The sequence below is a fragment of the Bacillus sp. PSXD-155 genome, assembly GCF_049310765.1.
GTDB lineage: Bacteria > Bacillota > Bacilli > Bacillales > Bacillaceae_G > Bacillus_A > Bacillus_A cereus.
Genome location: NZ_JBMOWC010000083.1, coordinates 1 through 14019 on the forward strand (window position 1 = coordinate 1; position 14019 = coordinate 14019).

Below are 14019 nucleotides of genomic sequence, written 5' to 3' on the forward strand. Positions count from 1 at the left end.
TACAAATAATTGCAATTCATCTCATATGAAAATAGCGTATTTTTTATTTTAAGGAACTATCATTTTTTTATTAAAGCCTTCATTGTAAACCTCTTTATTTACAATACATTTACACTATCTTAACATTACTTACATTATTTATATGATATATTTATATAGAAGCTACTTAAGAAATTTCATATACATTTTATCTTTATGATCTCTAATCTAATCAATAAAAAGATCATGTTATATTTTTATAACAGGGGTGAATTACGATGACTGAAACTTTAAAAACACTTATAATGCTTGATGCTACTTACGTTGTTATTGCAATTATGACAGTACTAGTATTTGTATACTTGGAATTAAAATCTCAGTAATATATGCTGACGTAATCGACAGATTCAGCATTTAAATATAGTTAGAAGAAAGAGAGGAGAAAATTATTTCTCCTTTCTTTTGTATTTCTACAATTTCTTATTTTAATAAATCCAATGTATGTAAAAGTAATCCCTTGTCTCCTACTTCTCCATGACCAGGTACTACCGAATTTATATTTCCATATCGCTTCAGCACATTCTCAATCGATGTAGACCATTCATTTACATACGCATCCGCAACATTTCCTAAATCTTTAGCTTCCGCAGATTTTACTAAACAGCCTCCAGCTAAAATTTGATATTGTGGCAACCAAACAACAATATTATCTTCTGTATGTCCTTTCCCTGGATAGAACGTTTCTACTTTTGTATTGCCAAACTTCAAACTCGTAATTGTTTGTAAATCTCCAAGCGGCTCTTCATATCCACTGTTCTTTGCTAGTTCTGCGGTTAATGCTGTACTATGCGCTTTAATGCCTCTTTCTTTCAACGCTGTTATTCCGCCAATTCGATCAGCGTGCGCATGTGTAATAATGACATCTGTTACGCGCTTCTGAAATTTCTTTTCTACCATTTCTATTAGTTCCTTCGTTAATTTGTTATCCCAAGAAGAATCAACAAGTACTAGCCCTTTAGAAGTATTAAGAACTAGACCGTTCGAAGGAACTGCTTCTCCATTAAAATAACCTAACTCCGTATGAACCCATACATTCTTGTTTAACTGAGATATTGAAATGGTTCCCGTCTCATTTTTGATTACTATTTGCTCTACCTTTTGTGATGCTTGTACAGAAGAAATCGTGCTAACAAATTGAGTTGTTCCTAGTAAACTTACACATAATCCTACTTTTAACAACGTATTCTTTTTCATGTTATCAACCCTTTCTTTCAAGCTAAATAGTTATTACCTATATTAGACAATTCATCTCAAATGTTTGTTCCATCTTCATTTGCATACTTTTATGTAATTAACAAAAAAGCGTACACAATTTTGTACGCTTTAAAACTTAATCTTCCATTCCATAATTCTCAAACTCTTCCTCATTCCCATAAAATACATTCAAATCAATATACTTTTCTTTTCCATTATAACCGCTTAATCTCCCGCGGTTCGTGTATTGCCAAAACGTCCATTTTCTCTCATCAGATAAACTCGGTTTTGTAAGAACACTACGAATCCATATATTACATTTTGGATACGCATCCTTTATATATAAATCATACGCCTCTTGCGTTGCATACAATATTACTTTCTTATCGTAATGTTTTTCTAGCATTTCAATCATGACCGCCAACTCTTTCGTAACATCTTCACGCTTAGGCGGATTATCTTTTTTGTTAGCGTAAAACTCAACATCAATCACGGGTGGCAGTGCTTGTTTATATTTTGGAACAGTTCGTATAAATTGCTCTGCTTGTGTTTCACCCTTACTATCGAAACTAAAAAAATGATACGCTCCGATGCGCATATCTGTCTTATTCGCATTCCTCCAATTTTTCGAAAAGTACTCATCCACAAACGAACTTCCTTCAGTCGCCTTTATAAACGCAAACTTCATATTTTGCTTTTCCAACTCTCTCCAATCTATATCCCCTTGATACGATGCGACATCTACACCTTTTATTTCATACTTATCAGCACTTATTTGATTCGGAATGAATATGCCTTGAAAAACTAAGTAAACGACAACACTTATTACACTAATTAAAGTAAAGATTCCTCCTATAAAAAGCTTCTTTTTCATTCATATCACCCATCTTTACAAATTAAAATTCTACTTACCATTCACGCTTTTTATTAATTTTCATTTTTTCTTTAAACGCCTTCTCTAAATCAATATTTAATTTATTTGCTAAATCACATACATTCCAAATTACATCAAACATTTCTAAACCGATTTCTCTTTTCGCATCTTGTATTGTATCACGCTTTAATATGACTTCCGCTAATTCACCTAATTCCGCCATCGTATATATCGTACGCTCTTCAATTGTTGTATCTTGAAATCCTTTTTCTTTACTGAAATTTGATACATACCTCTGAAACTCCACAATATTCATACTTAATCTACCCTCATTACCAATACTCCATTTTTCTATTACACTTAAAACCAAAATTATATTTTGTTAAATTATAACATTCGGACTATAATTTATTTATAGCCCATTAACGGAGGTGTTTGCAATGACTCTCTTCGCTTCACCAACATTATTTATAGTAGCAATCATTTCATTTGCACTAGCTTATTTCATCGGAGTAAAGCAGTACACTTGGCTCTTATCAGGATTCAACGAACGCCGCGTGCCTGATAAAGTGAAACTATCAAAAATAGTAGGTCTTTATAATTTAATTGCTGGTGTCATTGCGACAATCGGTAGTGTCTTCACTACGCCTAATGTCACAATCGTTATTCCTATCACTCTAATTGGACACTTTATAATCGCGGCTTATGTAAATACACGCATGGTGCAGTGAAAAAGATCACCCAAATGGATGATCTTTTTTATAATTTATCAACATATTGCTTCGCTTCTAGTAAGGAAAAACCAAAAGCTTCTCTTACTCTCTTAACTGCTGTAATTTTTTTGCCTTCTTCTACAAGCTGGCGTAGTTCTTTATTAATTTCAGGTTCTCTTTCTATAATTCCCATTTCTTTCGTAATTAATTGTAATCTATCTTCAATTCTCTTTAAACGCGCATCATTTTTCTTTTCAATTGTAGTTAATTTTTCAGCGATATAAATGAAACCAACAGCTACTATCAGTATAACCATCCAGAATTCCATGAATGTTCCCCCTTACTAACTTTCATTTGCTTTATTCCACTAACTTATGTAAATTTTACCACAATACACATTTAATGTATAATATCACTATATCAAACTGTTAATAAAACCTATTATTTTAGGGGGACACTTTATGAAAAGATTTTTAAATACGTTACTTCAATTTGTAGTTCTTTCAATCGTGCTACATTTGTTATTTGATATAGTTGGTTGGCTTGTTTTCAATGCACCAATTAAAAACAAACAAATCATCATTTCTTTAATAACAATCTCATGGGTTATGTACATGTACCGAGACAAATTTTTTCAAAAGTTCACTTCAAACTAACTAAAAAAGAAAACACTTCATTGGTGAATGACGAAGTGTTTTCTTTTTTTTACTACTGTATAATAAAAATACTATTCTGTCTTTAAAGAAAGGAGTCACCATGAACTTAAAAAGTAGCAATATATACGAGAAAATGAACCAATATTCCGTTGCAGGTTTAAGCCTCGCTGTTATATGTAATGGCAAACTAGATGAAGCGACTGCCTTTGGAACACTTGAAGCTGGAACAACTAGAGCTGTTACTACAAATTCTCTCTTTAATTCTTGTTCTATCAGCAAATTCATCACTACAATGCTCGTACTAATGTTATCAGATCAAGAAATCTTGCATTTAGACGAAGACGTAAATGATAAACTCACATCTTGGAACATTCCTACTAATCTATTTACTTCACAAAAAAGCATCACTTTGAGAAACTTATTAAGCCATCAATCTGGACTCATTGATCCACCTAATAGTTTTGAACATTATACACCTGCAAAAGGCTTACCTAATATGTCTGAGCTCCTTTCCGGTAAAACACTATATTGCCCCGTACCTATAGAGGTAACTTATAAACCAGAAAGTGAATTTCACTACTCAGACGCAAACTTTTGTATAATCGAGCTACTACTAGAAGATATTACAGGAAGATCATTTAGTCAGTTATTAGAAGAACACATCTTCCAGCCATTACAAATGAAAAATAGTACACTTTTTTCTCCAAAAGACATAGATAAAACCGATGTTTTTGCTTGCGGACATAATAATGATAGAACTGTAACAAATGAGAAGTATCCATTTTATCCATTCGCAGCTGCTTCAGGTATTTGGACAACACCAACTGACTTATCAGCTTTAGTTATTGAAATCATTCATTCCTTACAAGGAAAGGGCAAACTAAAACTTTCTCAAAAATTAGTAATAGACATGATTTCTCCTCAAGGTTGCTCAAAATGGACTGGATTAGGTGTTTTTCTAGATGATTCTAATGAAGAATTACAGATTTATTCACTCGGATGGGGCGTTGGATTTCAATGTATGATGGTTTGTTATCCATACTGCGGGAATGGTGCTGTTATTATGACTAATTCCGATTTAGGTGTTCATCAAATGGAAGGGATCATTGGTGAGGTTGTAAAAACGTTATCCTTAAAATGAAAATAAAGAAGCTGTTCCTTCCAGCTTCTTTATCTATATAACATTTTTCGCAACAATTTTTATATGTTCTGGTGCGATAATCTCCGTTATACTTTCTTGGAAATCTTCCCGCAACATTTCTTCCAAATGTTCTAACTGCACTTCAACATGAGTGCATTCTAAATTATGTATATTTAACAGTGCATAATGATCTTTTTTCTTAATTACTAAATATTGATTTTCCTCTGTCACAAGTACAGAACCTAATCGGACTCCTAGTAAGCGTTGATCATCAAACTTCATAATTACTTCTCCTTCCCTCATATAAACAAAATTACAATGAAAATAATTACATTTATGGAAAAACACGCTTATTTAGACTATATCATAATTTACTAAAATAGAAATATCTTTTTCTGTTTTAATAAAAATCCCTATTTTTTCATATATTTCGATACAAAAAACTTTCTCAACATTAAATTTGAATTTTCAGTTTTTAATCCTATGAAAATCTATTATAATAAAGTTAATAAATGTTTGACCTCTCCTAATTCATGTACATATGGATGATCAGTAGTTATTGCTACTGATCTATTTTTTTGATTTCAGAAAGTACATACGCTGCATCCTTTCCTACACCACAAATAAGTGCGGAACCCCTTTGAGATTGCCATGGTAAACCGATATAATACAATCCTTTTACTGGACTGATTCCCTTTATATGATTAGGAAATCCTTTCTCATTCACTGCCTGTTTAATTTCAATCCAATTATAATTTTGAACAAAACCAGTTGACCATATAATGCTTTCTGCACTATAAGTATCACCATTCTGAAACATAATGTTATTTCCTGATGCACTTACTACTTTTTCTTGCAGTTTGATTGCTCCATTACGAATAAGTTTCTTACCTTCAAAACCGAAAATAGGGTCCTTTCTCTTCTGAAACCATCTTCCCCTCTTTGTATTTATTTCAGCGTACAATAAACCCACTTTTTCTAGCAGATTAAAAATACTTTTTCCAAAAAGTTGTAACGGTAAAAACGTTAAAGGATGACTAATAGACACCGTAACTTCATGAGTCTTTGCCAGTTCTACTGCAATTTGCATTCCTGAATTCCCACCACCTACTACTAGTACTTTTCCCTTAGGAATTTGTGATGGTGATTTATATTGTGATGAATGTATTTGAAAAATATGTGATGATAGATTTGCTGAAACTGAGGGAATAAACGGTTGCTGAAAAGCACCTGATGCGATAATAACTTTTTTCGTTTGTAAAATTTCTGTAGGAGTATGTAATTCAAATATTTCTTTTTCTTTCTTTATTTTTAGAACTTCCGTTTGTAATTGTACCGGTAATTGAAAATGTCTTGCATATTCTTCTAAATAAGTTGCAATTTCATCTTTATATGGAAATTCATTTTTTTCACCTATTAACGCCATACCCGGCAAGCTACTGTAAGACCTTGGGGTAAAAAGCTGCAAAGAATCATATCGATTTCTCCATGAATCACCAACTTGTTTTCCTACCTCAAGTAATAAAAAATTATACCCTTCTTGCTTTAAGTAATATCCCATTGTTAATCCAGCTTGACCCGCTCCAATAATAATTAGGTCTTTCACTCTAATCCCTCCTTCTCTTAAACGTATGAATACTTGTTCATATATTCATACGTTTCCATAATCATAACATTTTATTTTTATATAATTCAATATCTACTCAAAATAAAAAAGAGCAGTTCACTGCTCTATGAACTACTCTTCATTCCATTTCTACAATTTTTCCTCGTATAGTGTAATTCTATTTGAAAACGGATCAATTACAGTTAATTCAATTGTACCCCAAGGTGTTTTTTCTATATTTGGCTTCGAATAAGCATATTCTTTACTTAATACTACAGAATGATAATCCTTTACATCATCTATTTTGATCCGAATCGCACCACCTGGTGAGGCATCACCATGATGTTCTGATAAATGTATCACAGCATCCTGTAACGAAATTTGCAAATATAATGGCATATTTTCCTCATACCGATGTTCCCAATCCAGTTTAAATCCTAAAAAACCTAAGTAAAATAGTTTTGCTTTTTCAATATCAAAAATTCTAAATATAGGTGTTATCATTTATACTCTCCTCCTATTTATAAACATCTGCTGCCAATTCTCTCAAAACATCCACGTTTACTACTTCATAGCATCCATCGTTCTTCTTTATTATCTCTTTATCACAAAAAATATTTAATGTTCGCAACAAATGCCGATAGCTCGTTCCTAACAATTCCGCTATTTCCGTTAAATTCCCACTAAATACAATTCTATTTTCATGCTGAACTGCTCGTTCCCCTGCTGCTAACATGTAACTCGCAAGTCTATTTTCAAGCGGATACAATAAATTAATTGTACTATTTTTTGAAAGTCGATTTAACTTATGTGCTAACGATCCACAAATACATCTTAAAAATTTCGCATCATGAAATAGCTGATTTCTCACTTTTCCTAATGGTAAACCAACACAATATGAATCTGCCATTACTTGTACATTTGAAGTAATCCTTTGGGAATGAATTAACTCCACATCTCCAAGTAACTGCAAACTATCATAAAAACACAGTAATACGGATTTCCCGTTACTTAATGTGTTAAACGCTTTCGCTTTTCCTTCAACAAAGAAATATAAATAATCTATCTCTTCATTTTCTCTACAAATAAACTCATTCTTTTTAAAAAATATAAGTTCCATATATGGCTTCATATCATGACTAAAAAATGAATCAATATTATTTTTCTTCATATACTCTGCTAATTTAATAGAATTACATACTTTCTTCATAGTTCCCCACCTTTACAACTCATCCCCATTGTAATCAAAATTTTCTTCTTCCACTATGACATATGTCATAACAATACACAATTTCAGCATGATACAGTCATTACAAATATGAAATACAAAGGGGATATTACATTGTATAACTTTCTTTCTGTCTTTATTGGTGTGCTCATCGCCGTTATGCTTCCATTGAATGGGATTTTATCTGAGTTAATTGGCAAGTACACAGCAAGCGTGGTCATTCACCTTGTCGGTTTAATTGCAGTTATCTTCATTTTAATCATAAACAAAAATAAAATTCATTTCGATAAAAGTATTCCACTTTTTTTATATAGCGCTGGAGCGATTGGAGTATTCACTGTTCTTTTTAACAATATAAGTTTCTCCGTCCTTGGTGCTTCTATTACGATCGCATTAAGTTTACTCGGTCAATCTATTGCTTCCATCGTTATTGATCATTTCGGCTTATTAGGAATGAAAGTTGCAAAGTTTGAAAAGAAAAAACTAATTGGATTATGTTTCATCTCTTCTGGAATTATAATCATGACAATTTATTAATGGGGGCAAGAAAATGTTATATATTACGATCGCTATTTTAGCTGGTGTTTCTATCGTTGTTGCTAGAATTATTAACGCGAATTTAGCAAAGGAAATTGGAAACTGGGAAGGCACGTTTTTCAATTATATTACTGGATTATTTTTCTCTATGTTATTTTTAATTTTCAGTTCAGATTCATTGTATATCCCTATTCATAAGTTGCAATCTATTCCTATCGCCGTATACTTAGGCGGATTAGTAGGCGTTATCGTTATTTCATTATCCAACTATATTACTCCTAAAATATCAGCCTTTTATTTAACATTACTCATCTTTATCGGACAATTATTTGCGGGGACTATTATTGATTTCTTCCTGACAAATGAACTCTCAATTGGTAAAGTTATCGGTGGCATTTTCGTATTAATTGGGCTCACTTACAATTTACTCATAGATCGCCCGATAAAAACTGTGAAGCATAACCAAGTTCAACTATAATACTTTACGCTTACCTATCATATATTAATAGAAAAGCTCTTCACACGAAGTAATAGAGAGGAGAAAATCCTATTAAAAAAATTATTTTATTGCTAGGTAGCGTATTAATTATTTCTGGAATTGCATGGTTTATAAACTCGGGAAAATCTATTCAAGATCTCTATACTGCAAATAAACCGAAAAAGAAAGCTACTATTATTTCAAGCTCGCGAGATCCAAATGAGCCCCCTGTTTTTTTAGGAAAACAGGAAATAAAAGATATACATGTAGAATCAATTAAAACAAAACAGGATATCTTTCTCACAAAAACAGATGAATTAAAAACGTTTATTAACAGTATGAATACCGCAAAAAAAGGTAAATTAACATTAGATGAAGAAGGATCAGACTTAATAGATTGTGATATGTGGATTACTTTCGAGGATGGAACTTATAAAAAATATTTCATATGGGTAGTTGATCATCACAGCAGCGAAGTGATGATTGCTCAGCAAGATACTCCTGATGATGTAAACCTTACGTACTATCAATTAAATGAAGATAGCTCAAAAAAGGTTTATAACTTATTCAAAAAAATTATTTAAACGAAAAAGTCATGAGCACGTAAGCTCATGACTTTTTGCATTATATATATTCAGGGAACACTTTACATCCCTTTTCCTGTTCTATATCATGACCAAAGAAAATAATTGGCTTCTCTTTCATCACAACTTCTTTTAAACGTTTAATTGAAGATAAAGCTAATTCCGAATCAAATCCCGCGAACGGCACTTCATCTTCAAAATTTTCTTTCGTATAAGATGCATCAATCGTTAATAATACAGGACCGGATTTTTCTGTCTCAATTAATAGCGACTGATGGCCTGGAGAATGACCTGGCGTATACAATAATTGAACACCTGGTACCACTTCATAATCCCCTTCAATAATTTTATAGTTCAAATGCGGTAATATACATTCTTTCATATATTCTTCTCTATGAAGTGCTGCCTCATATTCCGTTCGTTGCACAATAATCGGTGTATTTGTAAAAGCACCGTTTCCTCCTGCATGATCAAAATGTAAGTGAGAACTAATAATATATAAAAGGTCGTCCGGCTCATACCCTACACGCTTTAATATATTCACGATTCTATCTTCTTCAGTCATTTTCGGTAAAATCTGTCCTTCAACAAATGTACCGTTAAAAAGCCCTTCATTATTAACTGCACTTTCTGGCATACCTGTGTCTACTAAAATAGGACCTTCTTCCGTCTCCAAAAGATAACACCAAACCGGCAATTTTAATAGTTTCCCCGGTGTTAACGTACTGTTAACAGTCGAATGATCCAACATACAACGACCTGCTGGGATGAAATAAAGTTTCTTTACTGTCATTATGTATCCACCTTTACATTTAGTTTTGGATAGGCACACAGTAAAAATTCTTCATTCTAGAATTAAACTCCTTCTCAGCTTTCATTCCATTTCCACTTACAATTTTTAAAATTTCCGAATGATAAAAAATGCTAAAGCAATCGAGAGATAACATATTACAATCCCTACGAAGCTAACGCTGAAGCCATCTTTATGAATAGTCATCAATTTTAAAATATCAATATTTAATACGTGACCGATGAAAAGATACACTAGGTTAAAAAATTCGGTGTCAATTATATAATTAACCATCGCCAGCTTTTACAAGATCAAATATTAGAATTCGGGCTAACAGATGTAGATGATATCTTCTGCTTAAACAATACAGATCAACATTGGCAAGCAATATGTGATCTCATTAAACCACAAAGAAAAATTTTCTCTACCGTAGAAAATGAACAACCTCTTGAAATGGGTATTTTAAAAAGTAAAAGTGCTACAATCGTTTGGGAGTTTATGTTTACAAAAGCGGTGTATGTGAAATTATATTAACGATTTTTCGAATATATCTATCACAAATCAAATTATATCAACGATTCGACAAAGTATATTGATTTATCGACAAATAACAACAATAAGAAAAGGCTGTTCCAGATGAACAGCCTTTTCTTTATTTACTTGAAATCTCTTTATTATTTTGAACGTCTAACGGAGCTCGCTTTCCTATTCCAAAAGCATAGAAACTAATTGTAACGATAGCTAAGAAAATAATACCTACAACTAATGAAATACGAGTATCATCGTTAAACCACATTCCGATTAATACCATAATTAAAAAGGCAATCGTTAAATAGTTTGTTACAGGAGCAAATGGCATTTTGAACGGATGATCTTTCATCTCTGCTCCCTTTTCTTTTCTAAAATTAATTTGACTAATTAAAATGACAAACCATGGTACCATACCAGGGAGTACACTCGCGCTATATACGTATACGAATAAATTTTTCGGTGCGATGTAACTTAAAACAACACCAACCGCCAGACCGATAATTACGCCAACTGTACCGAATAAAGGTACACCATTTCCAGAAAGTTTCGTGAAATATTTCGGTGCTTGTCCATTTACACCTAACGTATAAAGCATACGACCAGCACTATAAATACCACTATTACAACCAGACATTGCTGCTGTAATAACAACAAAGTTAATAAGTCCAGCTGCTGCCGTAATACCAACCTTCGCAAAAGTTGCTACGAACGGGCTACCAATTGTACTTAATTGATCCCACGGATACACAGTTACAATAACGAAAATAGCACCGATGTAGAAAATTAAAATACGCCAAATTGTACTTTGAATCGCTCTTGTAAGTGTCTTCTTCGGATTTTTCGCTTCGCCAGCAGTAATTCCGATTAATTCCACACCTTGATACGCTCCAACTACAAGTGATAATGCAAAGAAGAATCCTGAAAAACCACCTGTAAAGAAACCGCCATTTGACCAAAGATTTGATATACCAATCGCTTCTCCGCCGTTACCAATTCCAAAGAAAATAAGTCCAAATCCCGCAATAATCATTAATAGAATCGTAACGATTTTAATCATCGCGAACCAAAATTCAAATTCACCAAATGACTTAACTGAAATTAAATTAGCTGCACCAAGAATAACCATTGCGATTATACCTGGTATCCAAGCTGGTAAATCCGGGAACCAATATTGCATATACGCTCCAACCGCGATAATTTCTGACATCCCAACGATAACCCACTGGAACCAGTTACTCCACGCTGTCATATAACCAGCTAGTGGATGAATATACTTATGACCGAACGTCGCAAATGAGCCTGTACTTGGCTCCATATACAACATTTCTCCCATGGCACGCATGATGAAGAATATGAAAATACCTGCAATTGCATAAGCAAGCATTACTGACGGACCTGTCCATTTAATTGTGCTGGCTGACCCCATAAACAAACCAACACCAATGGTTCCACCTAAAGCAATCATTTGAATATGACGTGCTTCTAAACCTCTTTTCAATTCTTTGTTTGCCACTTCACTTCCCCCTCTTAGATGATTCATAGCCGCATTTTAACACAAGATGCTTTCCCCTAATTCCTTTCGGCCCTGAAAATGATGAAGCAAACGTCATTTTACACTAGCTTTAAAGCTATCCTAAAATCGTTTTATGCCTCTAATAAAATTCTCAAAACCTTTCATCTTCCAATATTCTATAAATCTTAAAATTACTTACCTTATATTAATTCATTAATCTGAAAAATTCAATTATTTTTTCAATAAATTATTATACATAAGTCTGATTAATTTTTAACTAAATTAACAATAAAATACATCTATTCAATATGATTCCTGCATGTATATTATTACAATATAAATAACAGAGGAGAGCATTTCTTCCTCGGTTTCATATGTCAAATACTTCAACCTTTATAGTTGATAACGTAATTTCCCACACATTCGATTTATATACTAATGAGAAATTTAATATATTAATAAACTACTAACTTCTTTACCCCAGCCAAAATATAAAAGAGCCTCATTTAAAAATGAGACTCTTTTACGATTTCATATTTAAACCGATTTCAAAGTTTGCTTACCAAAAATAAACACTCTAGTAAACACTGACATTACAACTACTATAGCCAGAAAATAAAGTGGCATCACCATTAATGAACCCGTATGAAGTTGGCTCATTCCCCAAATTGTCATCGTTACTACTATATAGTACCCTAAGCTAAACAACGCTCCAGCTGTACCAATGACATCTTGAAAATCTACTAACGCTAAACTTAAACAATTAGGTAACGCTACTCCAATTCCTAATAGCAATATAAACATCGCTATTAAAAATACAACCATATATATTACATTCGGATTTGATTCCACAAACGTAATAACAGATAAAAGGATAGCTCCTCCTGTCATTACGAGACAACCGATATATATAATTTTCTCTGGTTTATAAGTAGCAAGTAAACGTTTCGAAACTTTCGCTCCAACAATAGAAGCAGACGCTACAACAATTCCTAGAAATCCATACATACTAGGCGATAATTGAAAGTATTCAATAAAGATAAACGGCGCTTCTGCATAATAGCTAAATAAAACACCATTTGCTCCTCCAATTAATAGCCCATATGTTACTACTTTCGGATTTGTAATTAGCCTCTTCAAGACTGAAAACACATTTATTTTATTCGTTACTGAACCCGTCTTAGTTTCGGGAAGAGAAACAAATGTATACAGAAAAATTCCGACACTCATAACTACTAAACTTAAAAATACTATTTTAAATCCAAACATTTGATCAAGAAAACCACCAATTAAAGGTCCTATCGCTGGTGTAAAAGCAATGACTGCCGAAATTTGAGCAAACATAACATGCCGCTTATGCCCTTCTACACTTTCCCGAAGAATCGTTTGTGTAACAACGGATCCTGCACTTGCTCCAAACGCTTGAATAAAACGACTTACCAATAAAACTTCAATGGAATTTGCAATAAAGCATAAGAAACTCCCAACGCCATATATTACAATTCCAAATAACATTGCTGGGCGACGGCCAATTATATCTGATAACCACCCAATAAAAAATACACCTAACGCAAATCCAGCAAAATACACACTAAGTGTTAACTGCACCTCATTATTACTTACATGTAATGCCTTTGAAATGTCTGGTAAAGACGGTGTGTAAATCGTTTCACTAATTTGCGGAAATGCGACAAGAATAATCATTAACAAAAGTGATGGTACTGAGACTTTTTTCATTTTTCATACCCTCCTATAACTTTGAAAATCTCAGAAGTAAAAAGACTTTCCTAAGCTACGGAACAGGAGGGGCCATTATAGAAATCCGGTCATAAAACAACAAAGAAAACACCTCAATTACGTATGTTAATACTTATAGGAGGGTAATATTAACATTTATTTTTAAATATACTTTTTCAATTATATTACATATTACTTTTATTTTTCTAGTATTAACGTTCAAATGTTCTTTTTATATTAGTGAACAACTAATACACGCCATAGAAGATAACTACTTGATATAACCACCTTATTATGGAATAATTAGAAATAGTTTGAATCTATAAATCTAATTATAAAATGATATACTCATATATTCCTAATGTCATAAAGCTGAACAAGTAGGAGGACTTTCGCAA

17 protein-coding genes and 1 pseudogene are annotated in these 14019 nt (G+C 32.7%); 7 read left to right on the plus strand and 11 right to left on the minus strand.

Going from position 1 to position 14019, the window contains the following annotated elements:
- Positions 1–459: 459 nt before the first annotated feature.
- The 3 genes from bla2 to ACO6VI_RS31470 all read right to left on the minus strand — a co-directional run bounded on the left by bla2 (position 460) and on the right by ACO6VI_RS31470 (position 2423).
- Positions 460–1233: a BcII family subclass B1 metallo-beta-lactamase gene (gene bla2 / locus ACO6VI_RS31460; RefSeq protein ID WP_000742483.1), complete on the minus strand. Its 774-nt coding sequence runs from the start codon at positions 1231–1233 to the stop codon at positions 460–462.
- Positions 1234–1369: 136 nt separating this feature from the next.
- Positions 1370–2107, minus strand: a complete 738-nt coding sequence (locus ACO6VI_RS31465) for a GH25 family lysozyme (RefSeq protein ID WP_000727664.1) — start codon at positions 2105–2107, stop codon at positions 1370–1372.
- A 34-nt stretch (positions 2108–2141) separates the two neighbouring features.
- A complete protein-coding gene (locus ACO6VI_RS31470; RefSeq protein ID WP_001028132.1) occupies positions 2142–2423 on the minus strand; it encodes a MazG nucleotide pyrophosphohydrolase domain-containing protein in 282 nt (93 codons plus the stop codon).
- Between the two features lie 124 nt (positions 2424–2547).
- Between ACO6VI_RS31470 and ACO6VI_RS31475 the strand changes: the two genes are divergently transcribed.
- A complete protein-coding gene (locus ACO6VI_RS31475; protein ID WP_000171773.1) occupies positions 2548–2838 on the plus strand; it encodes a DUF3784 domain-containing protein in 291 nt (96 codons plus the stop codon).
- 28 nt (positions 2839–2866) lie between these two features.
- On the opposite strand, the gene ACO6VI_RS31480 is transcribed toward ACO6VI_RS31475, so the two are convergent.
- Positions 2867–3148, minus strand: coding sequence for a hypothetical protein (locus tag ACO6VI_RS31480; protein ID WP_000397724.1), 282 nt, complete (start codon positions 3146–3148; stop codon positions 2867–2869).
- 133 nt (positions 3149–3281) lie between these two features.
- Between ACO6VI_RS31480 and ACO6VI_RS31485 the strand changes: the two genes are divergently transcribed.
- Both ACO6VI_RS31485 and ACO6VI_RS31490 read left to right on the plus strand, forming a co-directional pair.
- Complete coding sequence (locus ACO6VI_RS31485) at positions 3282–3476, plus strand: hypothetical protein (RefSeq protein WP_000819660.1); 195 nt, start codon at positions 3282–3284, stop codon at positions 3474–3476.
- Positions 3477–3576: 100 nt separating this feature from the next.
- The gene (locus ACO6VI_RS31490; RefSeq protein ID WP_161520234.1) at positions 3577–4617 is read left to right on the plus strand and encodes a serine hydrolase domain-containing protein; all 1041 of its coding nucleotides are present in this window, start codon (positions 3577–3579) and stop codon (positions 4615–4617) included.
- Between the two features lie 33 nt (positions 4618–4650).
- Here ACO6VI_RS31490 and ACO6VI_RS31495 read toward each other — a convergent pair whose 3' ends face one another.
- The 4 genes from ACO6VI_RS31495 to yeiL form a co-directional block, all read right to left on the minus strand.
- A complete protein-coding gene (locus tag ACO6VI_RS31495; protein ID WP_000666948.1) occupies positions 4651–4899 on the minus strand; it encodes a hypothetical protein in 249 nt (82 codons plus the stop codon).
- Between the two features lie 280 nt (positions 4900–5179).
- A complete protein-coding gene (locus tag ACO6VI_RS31500; protein ID WP_161520233.1) occupies positions 5180–6223 on the minus strand; it encodes a flavin-containing monooxygenase in 1044 nt (347 codons plus the stop codon).
- 150 nt (positions 6224–6373) lie between these two features.
- The gene (locus ACO6VI_RS31505; RefSeq protein ID WP_000632406.1) at positions 6374–6727 is read right to left on the minus strand and encodes a glyoxalase superfamily protein; all 354 of its coding nucleotides are present in this window, start codon (positions 6725–6727) and stop codon (positions 6374–6376) included.
- Between the two features lie 13 nt (positions 6728–6740).
- Complete coding sequence (gene yeiL, locus ACO6VI_RS31510) at positions 6741–7433, minus strand: transcriptional regulator YeiL (RefSeq protein WP_000754830.1); 693 nt, start codon at positions 7431–7433, stop codon at positions 6741–6743.
- A 108-nt stretch (positions 7434–7541) separates the two neighbouring features.
- On the opposite strand from yeiL, the gene ACO6VI_RS31515 reads away from it, so the two are divergent.
- The 3 genes from ACO6VI_RS31515 (at position 7542) to ACO6VI_RS31525 (ending at position 9050) form a co-directional block, all read left to right on the plus strand.
- Positions 7542–7988: a DMT family transporter gene (locus tag ACO6VI_RS31515; RefSeq protein ID WP_140157144.1), complete on the plus strand. Its 447-nt coding sequence runs from the start codon at positions 7542–7544 to the stop codon at positions 7986–7988.
- A gap of 13 nt (positions 7989–8001) precedes the next feature.
- On the plus strand, positions 8002–8466 hold the full coding sequence (locus ACO6VI_RS31520) for a DMT family transporter (protein WP_000965811.1): 465 nt from the start codon (positions 8002–8004) through the stop codon (positions 8464–8466).
- Between the two features lie 89 nt (positions 8467–8555).
- Positions 8556–9050, plus strand: a complete 495-nt coding sequence (locus ACO6VI_RS31525) for a hypothetical protein (RefSeq protein WP_000901701.1) — start codon at positions 8556–8558, stop codon at positions 9048–9050.
- 40 nt (positions 9051–9090) lie between these two features.
- Here the strand turns inward: ACO6VI_RS31525 and aiiA are convergent, their stop codons facing one another.
- A complete protein-coding gene (gene aiiA / locus ACO6VI_RS31530; protein WP_161520232.1) occupies positions 9091–9843 on the minus strand; it encodes a quorum-quenching N-acyl homoserine lactonase AiiA in 753 nt (250 codons plus the stop codon).
- Positions 9844–10098: 255 nt separating this feature from the next.
- On the opposite strand from aiiA, the pseudogene ACO6VI_RS31535 reads away from it, so the two are divergent.
- Positions 10099–10359, plus strand: a pseudogene (locus ACO6VI_RS31535) (hypothetical protein); the annotation flags it as partial.
- Positions 10360–10492: 133 nt separating this feature from the next.
- Here the strand turns inward: ACO6VI_RS31535 and ACO6VI_RS31540 are convergent.
- Positions 10493–11884, minus strand: a complete 1392-nt coding sequence (locus ACO6VI_RS31540) for an amino acid permease (protein WP_001284410.1) — start codon at positions 11882–11884, stop codon at positions 10493–10495.
- Positions 11885–12421: 537 nt separating this feature from the next.
- A complete protein-coding gene (locus ACO6VI_RS31545; protein ID WP_097920422.1) occupies positions 12422–13621 on the minus strand; it encodes a multidrug effflux MFS transporter in 1200 nt (399 codons plus the stop codon).
- Positions 13622–14019: the final 398 nt, after the last annotated feature.

Excerpts from the sequence above, each read along its gene's own strand:
- ACO6VI_RS31485 (WP_000819660.1), top strand. The coding sequence starts at position 3,282 with ATGAAAAGATTTTTAAATACGTTACTTCAATTTGTAGTTCTTTCAATC.
- ACO6VI_RS31545 (WP_097920422.1), bottom strand. The coding sequence starts at position 13,621 with ATGAAAAAAGTCTCAGTACCATCACTTTTGTTAATGATTATTCTTGTC.
- ACO6VI_RS31470 (WP_001028132.1), bottom strand. The coding sequence starts at position 2,423 with ATGAATATTGTGGAGTTTCAGAGGTATGTATCAAATTTCAGTAAAGAA.
- ACO6VI_RS31520 (WP_000965811.1), top strand. The coding sequence starts at position 8,002 with ATGTTATATATTACGATCGCTATTTTAGCTGGTGTTTCTATCGTTGTT.
- yeiL (WP_000754830.1), bottom strand. The coding sequence starts at position 7,433 with ATGAAGAAAGTATGTAATTCTATTAAATTAGCAGAGTATATGAAGAAA.
- ACO6VI_RS31515 (WP_140157144.1), top strand. The coding sequence starts at position 7,542 with ATGAAATACAAAGGGGATATTACATTGTATAACTTTCTTTCTGTCTTT.
- ACO6VI_RS31490 (WP_161520234.1), top strand. The coding sequence starts at position 3,577 with ATGAACTTAAAAAGTAGCAATATATACGAGAAAATGAACCAATATTCC.
- ACO6VI_RS31475 (WP_000171773.1), top strand. The coding sequence starts at position 2,548 with ATGACTCTCTTCGCTTCACCAACATTATTTATAGTAGCAATCATTTCA.
- bla2 (WP_000742483.1), bottom strand. The coding sequence starts at position 1,233 with ATGAAAAAGAATACGTTGTTAAAAGTAGGATTATGTGTAAGTTTACTA.
- ACO6VI_RS31495 (WP_000666948.1), bottom strand. The coding sequence starts at position 4,899 with ATGAAGTTTGATGATCAACGCTTACTAGGAGTCCGATTAGGTTCTGTA.
- ACO6VI_RS31505 (WP_000632406.1), bottom strand. The coding sequence starts at position 6,727 with ATGATAACACCTATATTTAGAATTTTTGATATTGAAAAAGCAAAACTA.
- aiiA (WP_161520232.1), bottom strand. The coding sequence starts at position 9,843 with ATGACAGTAAAGAAACTTTATTTCATCCCAGCAGGTCGTTGTATGTTG.
- ACO6VI_RS31465 (WP_000727664.1), bottom strand. The coding sequence starts at position 2,107 with ATGAAAAAGAAGCTTTTTATAGGAGGAATCTTTACTTTAATTAGTGTA.
- ACO6VI_RS31480 (WP_000397724.1), bottom strand. The coding sequence starts at position 3,148 with ATGGAATTCTGGATGGTTATACTGATAGTAGCTGTTGGTTTCATTTAT.